At 73.6% G+C, this 14,119-nt stretch carries 14 protein-coding genes; 5 read left to right on the forward strand and 9 right to left on the reverse strand.

Going from position 1 to position 14,119, the window contains the following annotated elements; all coding sequences use genetic code 11:
* Window positions 1-19: 19 nt before the first annotated feature.
* Both IE172_RS10555 and IE172_RS10560 read right to left on the reverse strand, forming a co-directional pair.
* Window positions 20-592 carry an XRE family transcriptional regulator gene (locus IE172_RS10555; RefSeq protein ID WP_190096878.1) on the reverse strand — a complete coding sequence of 191 codons (573 nt, stop codon included), beginning with the start codon at window positions 590-592 and terminating at the stop codon, window positions 20-22.
* Between the two features lie 156 nt (window positions 593-748).
* Complete coding sequence (locus IE172_RS10560; RefSeq protein ID WP_190096879.1) at window positions 749-1,546, reverse strand: acyltransferase; 798 nt, start codon at window positions 1,544-1,546, stop codon at window positions 749-751.
* 114 nt (window positions 1,547-1,660) lie between these two features.
* Here IE172_RS10560 and IE172_RS10565 point away from each other — a divergent pair, with 114 nt between their 5' ends.
* Window positions 1,661-2,191, forward strand: a complete 531-nt coding sequence (locus tag IE172_RS10565; RefSeq protein WP_190096880.1) for a gamma carbonic anhydrase family protein — start codon at window positions 1,661-1,663, stop codon at window positions 2,189-2,191.
* A gap of 45 nt (window positions 2,192-2,236) precedes the next feature.
* On the opposite strand, the gene IE172_RS10570 is transcribed toward IE172_RS10565, so the two are convergent.
* From IE172_RS10570 to IE172_RS10580, 3 genes are all read right to left on the reverse strand, one after another.
* Window positions 2,237-2,878 carry a DedA family protein gene (locus IE172_RS10570; protein WP_190096961.1) on the reverse strand — a complete coding sequence of 214 codons (642 nt, stop codon included), beginning with the start codon at window positions 2,876-2,878 and terminating at the stop codon, window positions 2,237-2,239.
* Between the two features lie 101 nt (window positions 2,879-2,979).
* Window positions 2,980-5,358 carry a phosphoketolase family protein gene (locus IE172_RS10575; protein WP_190096881.1) on the reverse strand — a complete coding sequence of 793 codons (2,379 nt, stop codon included), beginning with the start codon at window positions 5,356-5,358 and terminating at the stop codon, window positions 2,980-2,982.
* A gap of 186 nt (window positions 5,359-5,544) precedes the next feature.
* Entirely contained in the window at window positions 5,545-6,426 is an 882-nt protein-coding gene (locus tag IE172_RS10580; protein ID WP_190096882.1) for a universal stress protein, read from the reverse strand.
* A gap of 241 nt (window positions 6,427-6,667) precedes the next feature.
* On the opposite strand from IE172_RS10580, the gene IE172_RS10585 reads away from it, so the two are divergent.
* Window positions 6,668-7,132, forward strand: a complete 465-nt coding sequence (locus tag IE172_RS10585) for a cyclic nucleotide-binding domain-containing protein (RefSeq protein ID WP_190096883.1) — start codon at window positions 6,668-6,670, stop codon at window positions 7,130-7,132.
* Window positions 7,133-7,153: 21 nt separating this feature from the next.
* On the opposite strand, the gene IE172_RS10590 is transcribed toward IE172_RS10585, so the two are convergent.
* Window positions 7,154-7,591 (reverse strand): DUF4442 domain-containing protein, encoded by a 438-nt coding sequence (locus IE172_RS10590; protein ID WP_190096962.1) that lies wholly within the window; start codon window positions 7,589-7,591, stop codon window positions 7,154-7,156.
* A 134-nt stretch (window positions 7,592-7,725) separates the two neighbouring features.
* Between IE172_RS10590 and IE172_RS10595 the strand changes: the two genes are divergently transcribed.
* Together IE172_RS10595 and IE172_RS10600 are read left to right on the forward strand one after the other, a co-directional pair.
* Window positions 7,726-8,733, forward strand: a complete 1,008-nt coding sequence (locus IE172_RS10595) for a DUF8017 domain-containing protein (protein ID WP_190096884.1) — start codon at window positions 7,726-7,728, stop codon at window positions 8,731-8,733.
* Window positions 8,734-8,792: 59 nt separating this feature from the next.
* The gene (locus tag IE172_RS10600; protein WP_190096885.1) at window positions 8,793-10,094 is read left to right on the forward strand and encodes an MFS transporter; all 1,302 of its coding nucleotides are present in this window, start codon (window positions 8,793-8,795) and stop codon (window positions 10,092-10,094) included.
* Window positions 10,095-10,149: 55 nt separating this feature from the next.
* Here IE172_RS10600 and IE172_RS10605 read toward each other — a convergent pair whose 3' ends face one another.
* From IE172_RS10605 to IE172_RS10615, 3 genes are all read right to left on the reverse strand, one after another.
* A complete protein-coding gene (locus IE172_RS10605; RefSeq protein ID WP_190096886.1) occupies window positions 10,150-10,995 on the reverse strand; it encodes a spermidine synthase in 846 nt (281 codons plus the stop codon).
* Between the two features lie 73 nt (window positions 10,996-11,068).
* On the reverse strand, window positions 11,069-12,238 hold the full coding sequence (gene tuf, locus IE172_RS10610) for an elongation factor Tu (protein WP_190096887.1): 1,170 nt from the start codon (window positions 12,236-12,238) through the stop codon (window positions 11,069-11,071).
* 301 nt (window positions 12,239-12,539) lie between these two features.
* Complete coding sequence (locus tag IE172_RS10615) at window positions 12,540-13,280, reverse strand: DNA alkylation repair protein (RefSeq protein WP_190096888.1); 741 nt, start codon at window positions 13,278-13,280, stop codon at window positions 12,540-12,542.
* A 49-nt stretch (window positions 13,281-13,329) separates the two neighbouring features.
* Here IE172_RS10615 and IE172_RS10620 point away from each other — a divergent pair, with 49 nt between their 5' ends.
* Window positions 13,330-14,118: a TVP38/TMEM64 family protein gene (locus IE172_RS10620; protein WP_190096889.1), complete on the forward strand. Its 789-nt coding sequence runs from the start codon at window positions 13,330-13,332 to the stop codon at window positions 14,116-14,118.
* Window position 14,119 lies beyond the last annotated feature (1 nt).

Below are 14,119 nucleotides of genomic sequence, written 5' to 3' on the forward strand. Positions count from 1 at the left end.
CGGTCCCCGGAGGCGTGTCTCAGCGCACGGGCGGCACCGACACGAACATGATCATCTCCATCGGCCGGTCGCCTTCGTTGCCGTAGGTGTGCGGCGTGCCGGCCTCGAAGGAGGCGCTGGCCCCGGCCGGCACCCGGTGGGCGGTCCCGTCGACGGTGAGGGTCAGCTCCCCCGCGGTGACGTGGACGAGTTCGACGGTGCCGGCGGGATGCGGGTCGGAGTCGCTGCTCTCGCCCGGCATGAGGCGCCAGTCCCACATCTCCAGGGGGCCCGGCGCCTCCGTACCGGCGAGCAGCCGGCTGAAGCTGCCGCCCTCGGTGTGCCACAGCCGCACGGCCCGGTCGGCGGGGACGATGCGGACCTTGGGGCCCTGCTCGTAGTCGAGCAGGGTGGTGACGCTGACCCCGAGCGCGTCGCCGATCTTGACGACGGTGCCGATGCTCGGGTTGGTGCGGGCCTGCTCGATCTGGATGAGCATGCCGCGGCTGACACCCGCCCGCGCGGCGAGCACGTCGAGGGTGAAGCCGCGTTCGGTGCGCCAGCGCCTGACGTTGCGCCCCAGGGAACGGGTCAGCAGGTCGAGGTCCGACACGTTCCGTCCGTTCGGTTCGACGTGAGGTTCCACGTGGTGAATGACAGCGTTCGGACCTTTCACTGCGGACTGGTGCACCCGGTCGTCCACCGCACTGTACTGCGGGGCTCCCCGTACCGGCGGGGCCGGTGCGGCCGGCGGCCGGAAGGGGTGCGGTCAGCTCCCGGGTTCCAGCTCGGCGAGCCGTGCCGGGGCGTCCGCGTCCAGCTCGGCGAGCCGGGCCACGCTCTCCTCGTCCAGCAGCGACAGCGCCCGCAGTTGCTCCGGCGTGACGTCCTGCGGGATCGGCACGGGCGCCGGGGTGCGCAGCGGCGGCTGCCAGCCGTCGGCGGGCGTCCAGCGCCGTACGACCCGGGCCGGGGCACCCGCGACCACGGCGTGGTCGGGCACCGTGCCCCGGACCACCGCGCCCGCGGCGACCACCACGTTCCGTCCGACCCGCGCGCCCGGCAGGATCACCGCGCCGGTGCCGATCCAGCAGCCGGGGCCGATCTCCACCGGTTCCATCCGCGGCCACTGCTTGCCGATGGGCTCGTGCGGATCGTCGTAGGAGTGGTTGGTGGAGGTGATGTAGACGTACGGCCCGAAGTAGCAGTCGCTGCCGATCGTGACGGTCGTGTCGGCGATGACATGGCTGCCGCGGCCCAGGACGACCCCGTCGCCGATGCGCAGGATCGGCTCGGGCCCGAGGTCGAGGCCGGGCATCAGGCCGGCGGTGAGGGTGACCTGCTCCCCGACGATGCAGTGCGCGCCGATGCGGATCCACGGCTCCCCGAAGACCGTACCGAGCGGGAAGGCCAGCCTGGTCCCCGTGCCCATGGCGGCGAAGCGGAAGCGGCCGGGGTGTTCGGCCGTCACGGAGCCCGTGCGCTGCGCCCAGGCCCAGCCCGTGTGGACCGCGCGCTGAGCGAGGCGGCGCGGCCAGGACGAGAACGTGTTCTTGCGCTTGGGCACCCGCTCACCGTAGTCGGCGGGCACGGCGTGGACGGGCGGGTGCCCCTGTGATCTTCACCCCACCGGGCAGGCGTACGGTGCGTGGTGTCCGCGACGTCTGCAAGGGAGAGGGCGATGACGCACCGCGCACTGATCACCGGCATCGGCGGCAGGGAGCCGCGGGTGGACCCGGACGCGTTCGTGGCACCGACGGCGTCCGTGATCGGGGACGTGACCCTGGGCGCCGGAGCGAGCGTCTGGTACGGCGCCGTGCTGCGCGGCGACGTGGAGCGCATCTCCGTCGGCGCGAGCAGCAACGTGCAGGACAACTGCACGCTGCACGCCGATCCGGGGTTCCCGGTCGCCGTGGGTGAGCGGGTGTCGATCGGGCACAACGCCGTGGTGCACGGGGCGACCGTGGGCGACGACTGTCTGATCGGGATGGGGGCCACGGTGCTGAACGGCGCGGTGATCGGCGCGGGGTCGCTGGTCGCCGCTCAGGCGCTGGTGCCGCAGGGCATGGAGGTGCCGCCGGGGTCACTGGTCGCGGGGGTGCCGGCGAAGGTCCGGCGGGAGCTGACGCCGGAGGAGCGGGAGGGGCTCACGCTCAACGGCACGATGTACGCGGAGCTCGCGAAGGCGCACCGGGACGTGCACGGGGCGTAGGGCCGCGGGGGGCGGAGATGGCCGCCTCGGTGGTCCCCGTCTTCCTCACGCCTCCCCGGCGGCCGCCGGCTCCGCGGTGGTCGCCGCGCTCTTCGCCGCCTTGCGCTTCAGGACCAGCACCGAGGTGAGGCCGATCAGTACCGCCGCCACCAGGCCCAGCCAGGAGAAGCGCTTCAGCCAGGACTCGGCGACGATGCCGACGTAGTAGATGACGGCCGTGGTGCCGCCCGCCCACAGGATGCCGCCGAGTACGTTGGCGGTGAGGAACTTCCAGTACGGCATCCGCAGCACGCCCGCGAGGGGGCCGGCGAAGATGCGCAGCAGGGCGACGAAGCGGCCGAAGAAGACGGCCCACATGCCCCACTTCTGGAAGGACCGCTCGGCGGTGGCGATGTGCCCCTCACCGAAGTGCCGGGGGAACTTCGCGCCCAGCCGCGCCAGCAGGGGCCGTCCGCCCTTGCGGCCGATGGCGTAGCCGATCGAATCGCCGACGATCGCGCCGGCGACGGCGCAGGCCCCGAGGACCACCGGGTCGATGGCGCCGTGCTGGGAGGCGAGCAGCGCGGCCGAGACGAGGATGATCTCCCCCGGCAGCGGGATGCCCAGGCTCTCCAGCCCGATGACCAGTCCCACCAGTGCGTACACGGTGACCGCGGGCACGGTCTCGAGCCACTCCTGGACGTGCAACGCCGTTCCTCCCGGTCCACCGGTGCCGTGTTCGTTCATGGTGCGACCGGACACGGAGCACCGGCGGGAATCCTACCTCTTCGGGAGCTTTCGTCCGGGGCTCAGGCGTTCCAGCTCCACTCCGCCACCTCGGGCAGGTCGGTGCCGTGCTCGCGGATCCAGGCGTGGTGCCTGCTGCGCGCGTCGGCCATCCGCTGCCGTACGGCGGCGGCGCGCACGGCGAGTCCCGGCACCCGGTCGATGACGTCCATGACCAGCCGGTAGCGGTCGAGGTCGTTGCGGACCACCATGTCGAACGGCGTGGTCGTGGTGCCGGACTCCTTGTACCCGCGTACGTGCAGGTGCGGGTGGCCGTTGCGGCGGTAGGCGAGGCGGTGGATCAGCCACGGGTAGCCGTGGTAGGCGAAGATCACCGGCTTGTCGGCGGTGAACAGGCCGTCGTACTCGAAGTCGGTCATGCCGTGCGGGTGCTCCCCGTGCGGCATCAGCCGGGCGATGTCGACGACGTTCACCACGCGGACGGCCAGCCCGGGAACGTGGCGGCGCAGCAGTTGCGCGGCGGCCAGTACCTCCTGGGTGGGCACGTCGCCGGCGCAGGCCAGGACGACGTCGGGTTCGCCGCCGTTCTCGGTGCCCGCCCACTCCCAGATCCCGGCGCCCCGCGCGCAGTGGGCCCGGGCCTCGTCCATCGACAGCCAGTCGTAGCACGGCTGCTTGCCGGCCACGATCACGTTGACGTAGTCGCGGCTGCGCAGGGCGTGGTCCGCGACGGACAGCAGGGTGTTGGCGTCCGGCGGCAGGTAGACCCGTACGACGTGGGGGCTCTTGTTGAGCACGTGGTCGACGAAGCCGGGGTCCTGGTGGGAGAAGCCGTTGTGGTCCTGGCGCCACACGTGGGAGGTGAGCAGGTAGTTGAGCGAGGGGACGGGGGCGCGCCAGGGCAGTTCCCGGGAGGTCTTCAGCCATTTGATGTGCTGGTTGACCATCGAGTCGACGATGTGGACGAACGCCTCGTAGCAGGAGAACAGTCCGTGCCGGCCGGTGAGGAGGTAGCCCTCCAGCCAGCCCTGGCAGAGGTGTTCGGAGAGGATCTCCATCACCCGGCCGTGCCGGTCGAGGTGCTCGTCGACGTCGAGGGTGGTGGCCTGCCATGCCTTGCCGCTGGCGTCGAAGACGGCCTGGAGCCGGTTGGAGGCGGTCTCGTCGGGGCCCACCAGTCGGAAGTTCCGCCGGCCGGAGGTGTCCCGCATGATCCGTTCCAGGAGGCCGCCCAGGATCCGGGTGGGCTCGTGGAGGGTGGTGCCGGGCTTGTCGACCGGGACGGCGAAGTCGTCGAGGGGCGGCATGGGCAGTTCGCGCACCAGCAGCCCGCCGTTGGCGTGCGGCGTGGACCCGAGACGCCGTGTGCCCTCGGGGAGACAGGCGAGGACGTCGGCGACGGGCCGGCCCTCGTCGTCGAAGAGTTCCCCGGGCCGGTACGACTTCAGCCACGCCTCCAGCTGCCGCAGGTGCTCGGGGTTGTCGCGGACGCCGGGGAGCGGCACCTGGTGGGAGCGCCAGGTGCCCTCCACGGGCTGTCCGTCGACCTCGCGGGGGCCGGTCCAGCCCTTCGGGGTGCGCAGCACGATCACCGGCCACCGGGGGCGTTCGGTGGCGCCTTCCTCCCGGGCGGCGCGCTGGATGCCGGCGATGCGGTCCAGGGCGGTGTCCAGGGCGTGCGCCATCGCGCGGTGGACGTCGGCGGGGTCGCTGCCGCCGACGTGGAGGGGCTCGTGGCCGTACCCCCGCAGCAGCGCGTCGAGCTCGGGCTCGGGCAGGCGGGCCAGGACGGTCGGGTTGGCGATCTTGTAGCCGTTGAGGTGCAGGATCGGCAGCACGGCACCGTCGTGCACCGGGTCGAGGAACTTGTTGGAGTGCCAGGACGCGGCCAGCGGGCCGGTCTCCGCCTCGCCGTCCCCGATCACGCAGGCGACCAGCAGGCCGGGGTTGTCGAGGGCGGCGCCGTAGGCGTGGGCGAGGGAGTAGCCGAGTTCGCCGCCCTCGTGGATCGAGCCGGGCACCTCGGGGGCGACGTGGCTGGGCACGCCGCCGGGGAAGGAGAACTGCCGGAACAGCCGTGCCATGCCGGCCGCGTCCCGGCCGACGTCCGGGTAGGTCTCGCTGTAGCTGCCCTCCAGCCAGGAGTTGGCGAGCACGGACGGGCCGCCGTGCCCCGGTCCCCAGACGCACAGCGCGTCCAGTCCGCGGGCCGCGACGACCCGGTTGAGGTGGGTGTGGACCAGGTTGAGTCCGGGCGAGGTGCCCCAGTGCCCGAGCAGCCTGGGCTTGATGTGCTCGGGCTTCAGGGGCTCGGTGAGCAGCGGGTTCGCCAGCAGGTAGATCTGGCCCGCCGCCAGGTAGTTGGCGGCCCGCCAGTGGGCGTCCAGGGTGCGCAGTTCCTCGTCGCTCAGTACGGTCCGGACGTCCTGGTCCTCAGGCATGGAGACTCCGTGAGTGGTCGGCCCGGGCGGGGCCGGCGGGGGCGGGCATCAGGAGCGGAGTACCAGTTTCCCGGGCGTCGATACCCCGGGTGCGGCGGAACGGCACCATGTGGCGCAATCGGTACGGGGCATCCGGCGCGTCCACCCCCCGACAGCGGAGGCTGTCGGAGGGCTCCGGCGTCTCCGTCAGCCGTGGGCGACCACGGCGACCGGTGCGGCGGAGTGGTGCATCACCGCGTGGGCGATGGACCCGATGTGCGCGCCGAGCGGACTGCGGCGGGTCCGGCGGCCGACGACCACCAGCGAGGATTCCGCGGACGCCTCGACGAGGCGGACGGACGGACTGCCGCCGAAGGACTCCTCGACGACGTTCACCTCCGGGAACTTCGCGCGCCAGGGGGCCAGCACCCGGGTCAGGTTCGCGGCCTGCTCCCGCTCGATGTCCTGGTACGCCTCCGGAGCGGCGGCGAGGCCGTAGACGTAGTACGGCGGCAGGGCCCAGCCGTGCACGACGCGCAGGGCGGTGTCGCGCCGCCGCGCCTCCTCGAAGGCGAACCCGATGACCGCGTCGCGCGGCCGGTCGGCGTCCACGCCGAGCAGCACCGGCCGGTAGGGCGTGCCCGCCGAGGGAATGCCCGCGGGGTCCGGTTCGTGCTCGTCGGCGGCCTGTTCACCGGCCCGGACCAGGACCACGGGCTGCTCGGCGCGGGCCACCACGACGAGTCCCACCGAGCCGACCAGGAACCCGCCGAGGGCGCCGAGCCCGCGGGAGCCGAGCACCAGCAGTTCGGCGTCCTCCGCGGCCTTGATCAGCACCTCGTAGGGCATGCCGTCGACCTGTTCGTGGGTCACCTCGACGCCGGGGTGGCGCAGCCGCAGCCCTTCGGCCGTCTCGCTCGGCATGCTCCGCCAGGCTTCGGCCTGGGGTGCCGCGGGCGACGGTGCCGGCCGGCGGACGTGCAGCAGCCGCAGCGGCAGACCGCGCAGCACCGCTTCACGGGCCGCCCACTCGGCGGCGGCACGGCTCTCGGGCGAGCCGTCGAGTCCGACGGTGACGGTGCGGGTCATGGTGGGACACCTCCAGGAGTCGAAGTGATCACCACGAGCATCGCCCGGAGCGGCCCCGGCGACAAGGGCCACTGGTCCCGGCCGGGCGCCGAAGGGCCCGCGTGCCGAACGGGGAAGGCGCCCTCGCGGGAGGGCCGGTCGCCCCGCGCTTTGGGCCGTACGGCCCATGGCCGGGCGCGACGGCCGGGGCGACGCTGGAGGCACGAAGGCAGTCCCAAGCGCCCGGTCCGGGAGGCCCGCCATGTACGCTCCCCCGTCCCCCAGCATGCCGCGCGCCCTGCCCGCCGAGCACCGGGCACGGCTTGTGCGGACCGCCCGCGAGGTGTCCTTCCCGCCGGGCGCCCGGTTGTTCGAGGAGGGCGGCCGGGCGGACCGGTTCTGGGTGATCCGCACCGGCACCGTGGAACTCGACATGCATGTGCCCGGACGCCGGGCAGCCGTCATCGAACGCCTCGGGCACAACGAACTGGTCGGCTGGTCCTGGCTCTTCTCCCCGCACGTGTGGCAGCTCGGCGCCGAGGCGGCGACCCCGGTACGGGCCTACGAGTTCGACGCCCGGGCCGTGCTCGCGCTGTGCCAGGACGACCCCGAGATGGGCCGGGAGCTGGCCCGGTGGGTCGGCCACGTGGTGGCGCACCGGCTGCACGCCTCCCGGGTGCGCCTGCTGGACCTCTACGGCCCGTACGGCGCCGGCGCCGCCGTGTGAGGGTGGGTCGCGGGGTGGCGGTCAGCCGCTGGGCCGCAGCGTCCAGACGACGGTCATCTCTCCGGTGACCGCGCCGTCCGCACGGCGGAGGGCGACCGTCACGGGGAACTCCGGGCGGCGGCCGCCGTCGAGTTCGGCGACGACCTCGGCGGCCGGGCGGCCGAGGGTGGCGGTGGCCGTGACCGGGCCCATGGGCAGCTTCCGGTAGACGATCTCGGCGCGGACGGCCAGCGGTACGGCCCGCGGGAGCTGCTCACCGAACGCGGCGAGCACGACCGCGCCGCTCGCCGACTCCCCCAGGGTGAACACGGCGCCGGTGTGCGGCCCGCCCGCGTGGTGGTGGTGGGCGCTCTGGTCCGGCAGGGCCACCACGGCCCGCTCGGGTGTGGCCTCCAGGAACCGGAGGCCGAGGGTCCGGGCCATGGGCACCGCGGCGGCGAGCAGCTCGCCGGCGGACATCTGGTCTGCGCTCATGGCCGGATGTTACCCACGGGTAGTACGGGCTGGTCCGGCGGCGCGGCATCGCGGTTGCTACGTTCCCGTCAAAGGGCGGTGACCCATTCGTGTCCGGGGCGCGGCTAGGGTGACTGCCCATGTGGCCAGGACAGCAGCCGCCCGGGGGCGAGCAGAACCCGCAGTCGAACAACCCGTACCAGCAGCCGGGGTACCAACAGCCCAATCCGTACCAGCAGCCCGGCTACCAGCAGCCGAACCCGTACCAGCAGCAGCAGTGGGGGGATCCCTCCACCGTCGGCATGCCCCAGGCGCCGAAGGGCGGGGGCGGCGGGAACCGGACGAAGCTGGTGGCCGTCGTGGCCGCGACGGCCGTGGTGGTCGCCGCGGGCGTCACCGGTTTCCTGGTGCTCGGCGGCGACAAGGACGACGAGGCCGACGGCAGGAAGGACGCCAAGCCGTCGGCGACCGCGTCCAAGGACGCCTCCGCGGAGCCGAGCGCCTCCGCGTCGGGAAGCAACCCGCGCGGCGGCGACGAGGAGAAGGCGACCGTTCCCGGCTGGAAGGTCGTCACCAACACGCGCTTCGGCACCAAGTTCGACGTCCCCGCCGACTGGGAGATAGAGACCCCCGGCACCAGCGTGGGCTTCGAGTGGGAGGAGAAGGACGGTGAGATGGGCCGCACCACCGTCACCGCCCCCGCGTACCTGAAGTCCAAGTGGTGCACCAGCGACGACAACAAGGACGGCCGCGAGGAGGACACCGCCCTCGCGACGGCCGGGACCCGCGGTGAGAACGGCGCCAAGACCACGCAGGAGGCCGCCGAGACGCGGGTGCCGTGGTGGATCTTCGGCGGGTACACGCAGCCCGACAAGAAGAGCGTGAAGCAGGTGAAGCCGAAGCCCTACACCACCAAGTCGGGCCTCACCGGCCACGTCGCCACGTCCCACTCGGAGAACACCCCGCAGAAGGGCAAGTGCGACAGCGAGGGCAAGGCGATCACGTTCGCGTTCAAGAACGGTGCCGGTGACTTCGTCACCTGGAACCTCTACGGCGCGGCGAAGGTCAAGGAGGAGATCCCGGAGGCGACCGTGCAGCAGATCCTCAGCACGGTGCGCCTGACCGAGGAGGGCCCGCAGGGGGCGTAGCGGGCAGGGGGCCGGCGCTCCATTTGGCAAGCCGGCCCCTGCCCGGCGATAGTCACGGGGTGCCGACCCTCTCCGAACGCCGCCGGCCCGCCTGGGCCGGGCGCAATTACACCCTGCTGACCGCCGCCGCCGTGGTCACCAACCTGGGCAGTCACGGCGCGCTGATCGCCTCCGCGTTCGCCGTGCTCGGCGCCGGCGGCGACGGCGGTGACGTCGGTCTGGTGGCCGCCGCCCGCACCCTGCCGCTGGTGCTGTTCCTGCTGATCGGCGGTGCCGTCGCGGACCGGCTGCCACGTCACCGGGTGATGGTCGCGGCCAACGCCCTGAACTGCGTCTCGCAGGGCGTGTTCGCGGTGCTCGTCCTGGCGGGCGAGGCGCGGCTGTGGCAGATGATGCTGCTGAGCGCGCTCGGCGGTACCGGTCAGGCGTTCTTCAACCCGGCGGCCGAGGGCATGCTGCTCTCCTCCGTCGACGGCGAGCAGGCCGGCCGGGCGTTCGCGGTGTTCCGGATGGCGATGCACGGAGCGACCCTCGGCGGGGCCGCGCTCGGCGGTGCGATGGTCGCCGCGATCGGCCCGGGCTGGGTGCTCGCGGCGGACGCGGTGGCGTTCGCGCTGGCCGCGGCGCTGCGGGCGTTCCTCGACGTGAAGCACATCCCGCCGCGCGCACCGGGTGGCGGGATGCTCGCCGATCTGAAGGAGGGCTGGCGGGAGGTCATCGGCCGGCCGTGGCTGTGGGGCATCGTCATCCAGTTCTCCCTCGCCAACGCGGTCGTCGGCGCGGCCGACGCGGTCTACGGGCCGCTCGTCGCCCGGGACCACCTGGGCGGGGCCGCGCCGTGGGGCGTGGCGCTGGCCTTCTTCGGCGGCGGCACGGTGGCGGGCGCGTTGCTGATGACCCGCTGGCAGCCGCGCCGGCTGCTGTTCGTCGGCACCCTGTGCGTGTTCCCCCTGGCCCTGCCGTCCGCCGCGCTCGCCGTGCCGGCACCGGTCACGGTGCTGTGCGCGGTGATGTTCGTGACCGGTGTGTCCGTCGAGGTGTTCGGCGTCTCGTGGATGACCGTGCTGCACCAGGAGATACCGGAGGAGAAGCTGTCCCGGGTGTCGGCGTACGACTGGTTCGGCTCGGTCGCGCTGGTACCGATGGCGATGGCGCTGGCGGGACCCGCGGAGACCGCCTTCGGCCGCCCGGAGGCGCTGTGGGGCTGCGCCGCGCTGGTGGTGGTCGTCACGGCGGCGGTCCTGTGCGTCCCGGACGTACGCAACCTGCGCCGCCGCACCGTCACGCTCACGGTCGCCCTCCCCGCGTCGAGGGACGCGGAACACCACGTACGGGAACCGGGGCAAGCGGGCCGGGACTGATCCCCGGCCGGCCCCCGCAGGGGCCGGGTGTGCGGCGGGTGTCACCGCCCCCGCGTCAGCCGATGCCGAACGCCCCGGCCGGCGGTTCGGGCGAGGGGACGGCGTCCTCGTCGCGTACCGGGCGCGCGTCCCGGATGAACTCCCGCAGCGGGGCACCGTGTTCGACCCGGGCCGGGAAGGCGTCGGCGGCGGTGGCGCGGCACAGCGCGGGGATGTCCAGGGGACGGTGGGACGCGACGAGGACCGCGTTGCCGAAGCGGCGGCCGCGCAGCACTCCCGGTTCGGCGATCAGCATCAGCTCCGCGAACCGGGTCGCGAGCGTCGCCAGCTGGGAGCGCAGGAAGACGAACGGGGCCGCGTCCGGGAGGTTGGCGAGGTAGACCCCGCCGGGCCGCAGGACGCGCGCGGCCTCACGGACGTAGGTCACGGTGGTCAGGTGCGCCGGCACGCGCGAGCCGCCGAACACGTCGGCGACCAGGGCGTCCGCGCTGTCGTCGGGGGCCGTCCCCAGCCAGGCGAGGGCGTCCGCCGCGTGCGGGACGACACCGGACCCGGCGGGCAGCGGCAGTTCCTCGACGACCAGGTCCAGCAGTTCCCGGTCCACCTCCACGACCTGCTGCCGGGAGCCGGGGCGGGTGGCGGCCAGGTAGCGGGGCAGGGTGAGCCCGCCACCGCCGAGGTGCAGGGCGTCCAGCGGCGCTCCCGGTTCGGCGACCACGTCCAGCACGTGCCCGAGCCGGCGGACGTACTCGAACTCCAGGTGCGCCGGCTCGTCGAGGTCGACGTACGACTGCGGCGCCCCGTCGACGGTGAGCAGCCAGGCCCGCTCCCGGTCCACGTCGGGCATCAGCTTGGCGGTGCCGTGACCGACGGCGCGGGTCACGGGGAGGGATTCGCTCACCGTCCCATTGTCCCCGGCGGGCACGGGGAGGGCGGCCCGCCCCCGTGTGCGGGGGCGGGCCGCCCTCCACGGCTCAGCCGACCGACGTCACGGTGCCGGCCCCGACGGTGCGTCCGCCCTCACGGACGGCGAACCCGAGTCCGGCCTCCAGGGGCACGTCCCGGCCCAGCTCCACGGTCATCGTGACCGTGTCCCCGGGCCGGGCCACCGCCGCCTCGCCGAGGTCCACGTCGCCGACGACGTCCGCCGTGCGGATGTAGAACTGCGGCCGGTATCCGGTCGACACGGGTGTCGTACGGCCGCCCTCACGGGCGGACAGCACGTACACCCGCGCCGTGAAGCGCCGGCTCGGCACCACGCTGCCCGGAGCGGCCACCACGTGTCCGCGGCGCACCGCGTCGCGCGGCACCCCGCGCAGCAGCAGCGCCACGTTGTCGCCGGCCTGCGCCTCCTCCATGGGCTTGCCGAAGGTCTCCAGGCCGGTCACCACGGTCTCCACGTCCGCGCCGAGCACCTCGACCCGGTCGCCGACGCGTACCGTGCCCCGTTCCACCGCGCCGGTCACGACGGTGCCCCGGCCGGTGATGGTGAGCACGTTCTCCACCGGGAGCAGGAACGGCGCGTCCAGGTACCGCTCCGGCATGGGCACGTAGGTGTCCACCGCGTCGAGCAGCGCGTCGATCGAGGCCGTCCAGCGCGGGTCGCCCTGCAGCGCCTTCAGGCCGGAGACCCGTACGACCGGCGCGGACTCGCCGCCGTACCCGTGCGCGGAGAGCAGGTCGCGGACCTCGAGCTCGACCAGGTCGGTCAGCTCCTCGTCCCCCGCGTCCGCCTTGTTGATCGCGACCACGATGTGGTCGACGCCCACCTGGCGGGCGAGCAGCACGTGTTCGGCGGTCTGCGGCATGATCCCGTCGAGCGCGGAGACGACGAGGATCGCCCCGTCGAGCTGCGCGGCGCCGGTGACCATGTTCTTGACGTAGTCGGCGTGGCCGGGCATGTCGACGTGCGCGTAGTGCCGGGTGTCGGTCTCGTACTCGACGTGCGCGATGTTGATGGTGATGCCGCGGGCGGCCTCCTCGGGGGCCCGGTCGATGCGGTCGAACGGCACGAAGCTGCCGTTGCCCCGCTCGGCGAGGACCTTGGTGATGGCGGCGGTCAGGGTGGTCTTGCCGTGGTCGACATGGCCCATCGTGCCGATGTTCAGATGCGGTTTGGTGCGGACGTACGCCGTCTTGGACATGGCGGTACCTCGAAGTCTGTCGATGGTGACGCGTGAGGGTCCCGGCACGGCGCCGGAGCGCGCGGCCGGGACGGGGACCCCGGGAACCCGGCCGACCCTCCCCCTGGGGGGTCCGCCGGACGATCCGGGGAGGGTCAGCTTCGGGCGCCGTCGACTGCGGCGGGGAAAGCGGGAACGGCAGCCTTCGGGGCATCCGCGACGGCGGATGCTGCGAGGTGGAAGGCGTACCGGAACATGACGTCGATCCTTGCCGACGGCCCGCTCCGCGTCGAATGGTTTTTCCGGTCCGGGCGGCTGCCCGTCACCCGCTCCCGCCGGTGTTCTTCAGCGCCTCCCGTACCGACAGCGGCGCCAGGCGCCCCCGCTCCCGGGCGACGAAGGCCCGTACGGCGTCGGGGTCGGTCCTGGCGTACTCGCGCAGGCTCCAGCCGATGGCCTTGCGCACGAAGAAGTCCGGATGGCCGGAGCGGCGCAGGCAGTAGTCGAAGAGGCGTGCGCCGTCGGTGCGTTCCCCGTAGCGCAGCTGGTGGAGCAGGGCGGCGCGGACGAGCCACCTGTCGGCGTCGCCGATCCAGTCGTCCATGTCGGCGGTGAGCGCCGGATCGGCGGCCACCAGCGGCCCGACGACGTGCGCGGCCAGCAGGTCGACGGTGTCCCACCACGCGACCGTGGTGAGCAGGTGCCGGACGACGGGCAGGAAGCCGGAGGAGAGGTGCCGTACGTGCCGGCGCAGGTGGTCCACGGCGAAGTACTGGTACTCGCGCTCGGGCAGTTGCCAGCACCGCAGCACGACGGCGGCGCAGTCGGCCTCGCCGGGGCGGGGCAGTCCCGCCGTGACGGTGCGGGACAGGGCGCGGCGGACCGGCGCGGTCAGGCCCAGGAAGGGGGCCACGTCCTTCATGTAGGCCCGCATGGCCACGGCCCGTTCGGGGTCGGCGGCCGGCCGGTAGGCGGCGGTGAGCCGCTCCAGGACGGTGTCGGCGAACGGGCTGTCCGGCACCCGCGGCGCCCCGCCCTCCGTCCCGTCCGCTGTGACGCGCATGAGACGAACACTACGGCGATCACACGTATTTGTCGGTTAGTGTCACCGAATGCTCGATGCCACCACCCGCTCCGGGGGCACGGCTGCGGCCTCTCCCCGGGCCGCCGCACCCGACCTCGCGGTCGCCGTCCCCACGGCCGCACCCGCTCTCCCGCCCGTCACCGGTCTCGCCGCGCGGTGCGCCAGAGTGCTGCTGTCCCCCTGGTCGAGACTGTCCCTGCTCGTCGTGCTGCTCGCCTCGGCGGCCTCGGCGATGCTGGTCCTCGAACCGCAGCGGCTGCTGACCGACGGCTGGCCGGACCGGCTCGGAGGTGCCCTGGCGGTCGTGGCGTACGCCGTGGCCTACGGGATCTGCACGGTGGCGTTCGTGCCGCGTCCGCTGCTGAACCTGGCGGCGGGGGCGCTGTTCGCCTCGCAGCTGGGTCTGGCCGCCGCGCTGGGCGGCACGGTGCTGGGCGCCGGGCTGGCCTTCTGTCTGGGGCGGGCCCTCGGCCAGGAGGCGCTCCGTCCGCTGCTGCGCGGACGCTGGCTGAAGGCCGCGGACAACCAGCTCAGCCGGCACGGCTTCCGCTCGATGCTGGCGGCCCGGCTGTTCCCCGGCATCCCCTTCGCCGCCTCGAACTACTGTGCCGCCGTCTCCCGCATGGGCCTGCTTCCGTTCCTGCTGGCGACGGCGCTCGGCTCGGTCCCGAACACCGCCGCCTACGTCGTGGCCGGCGCCCGCGCCTCGACGCCCACGTCCCCGGCCTTCCTGATCGCGCTGGCCTGCATCGCCGTACCGGGCCTGGTGGGCGCGGTGGTGGCCTGGCGCAAGCGGCACCAGTTGCGCGGGCGGTGAG

Origin of the sequence: Streptomyces griseoflavus, from assembly GCF_014649995.1 — a bacterium.
In the GTDB taxonomy this organism is placed as follows: Bacteria; Actinomycetota; Actinomycetes; order Streptomycetales; family Streptomycetaceae; genus Streptomyces; species Streptomyces griseoflavus.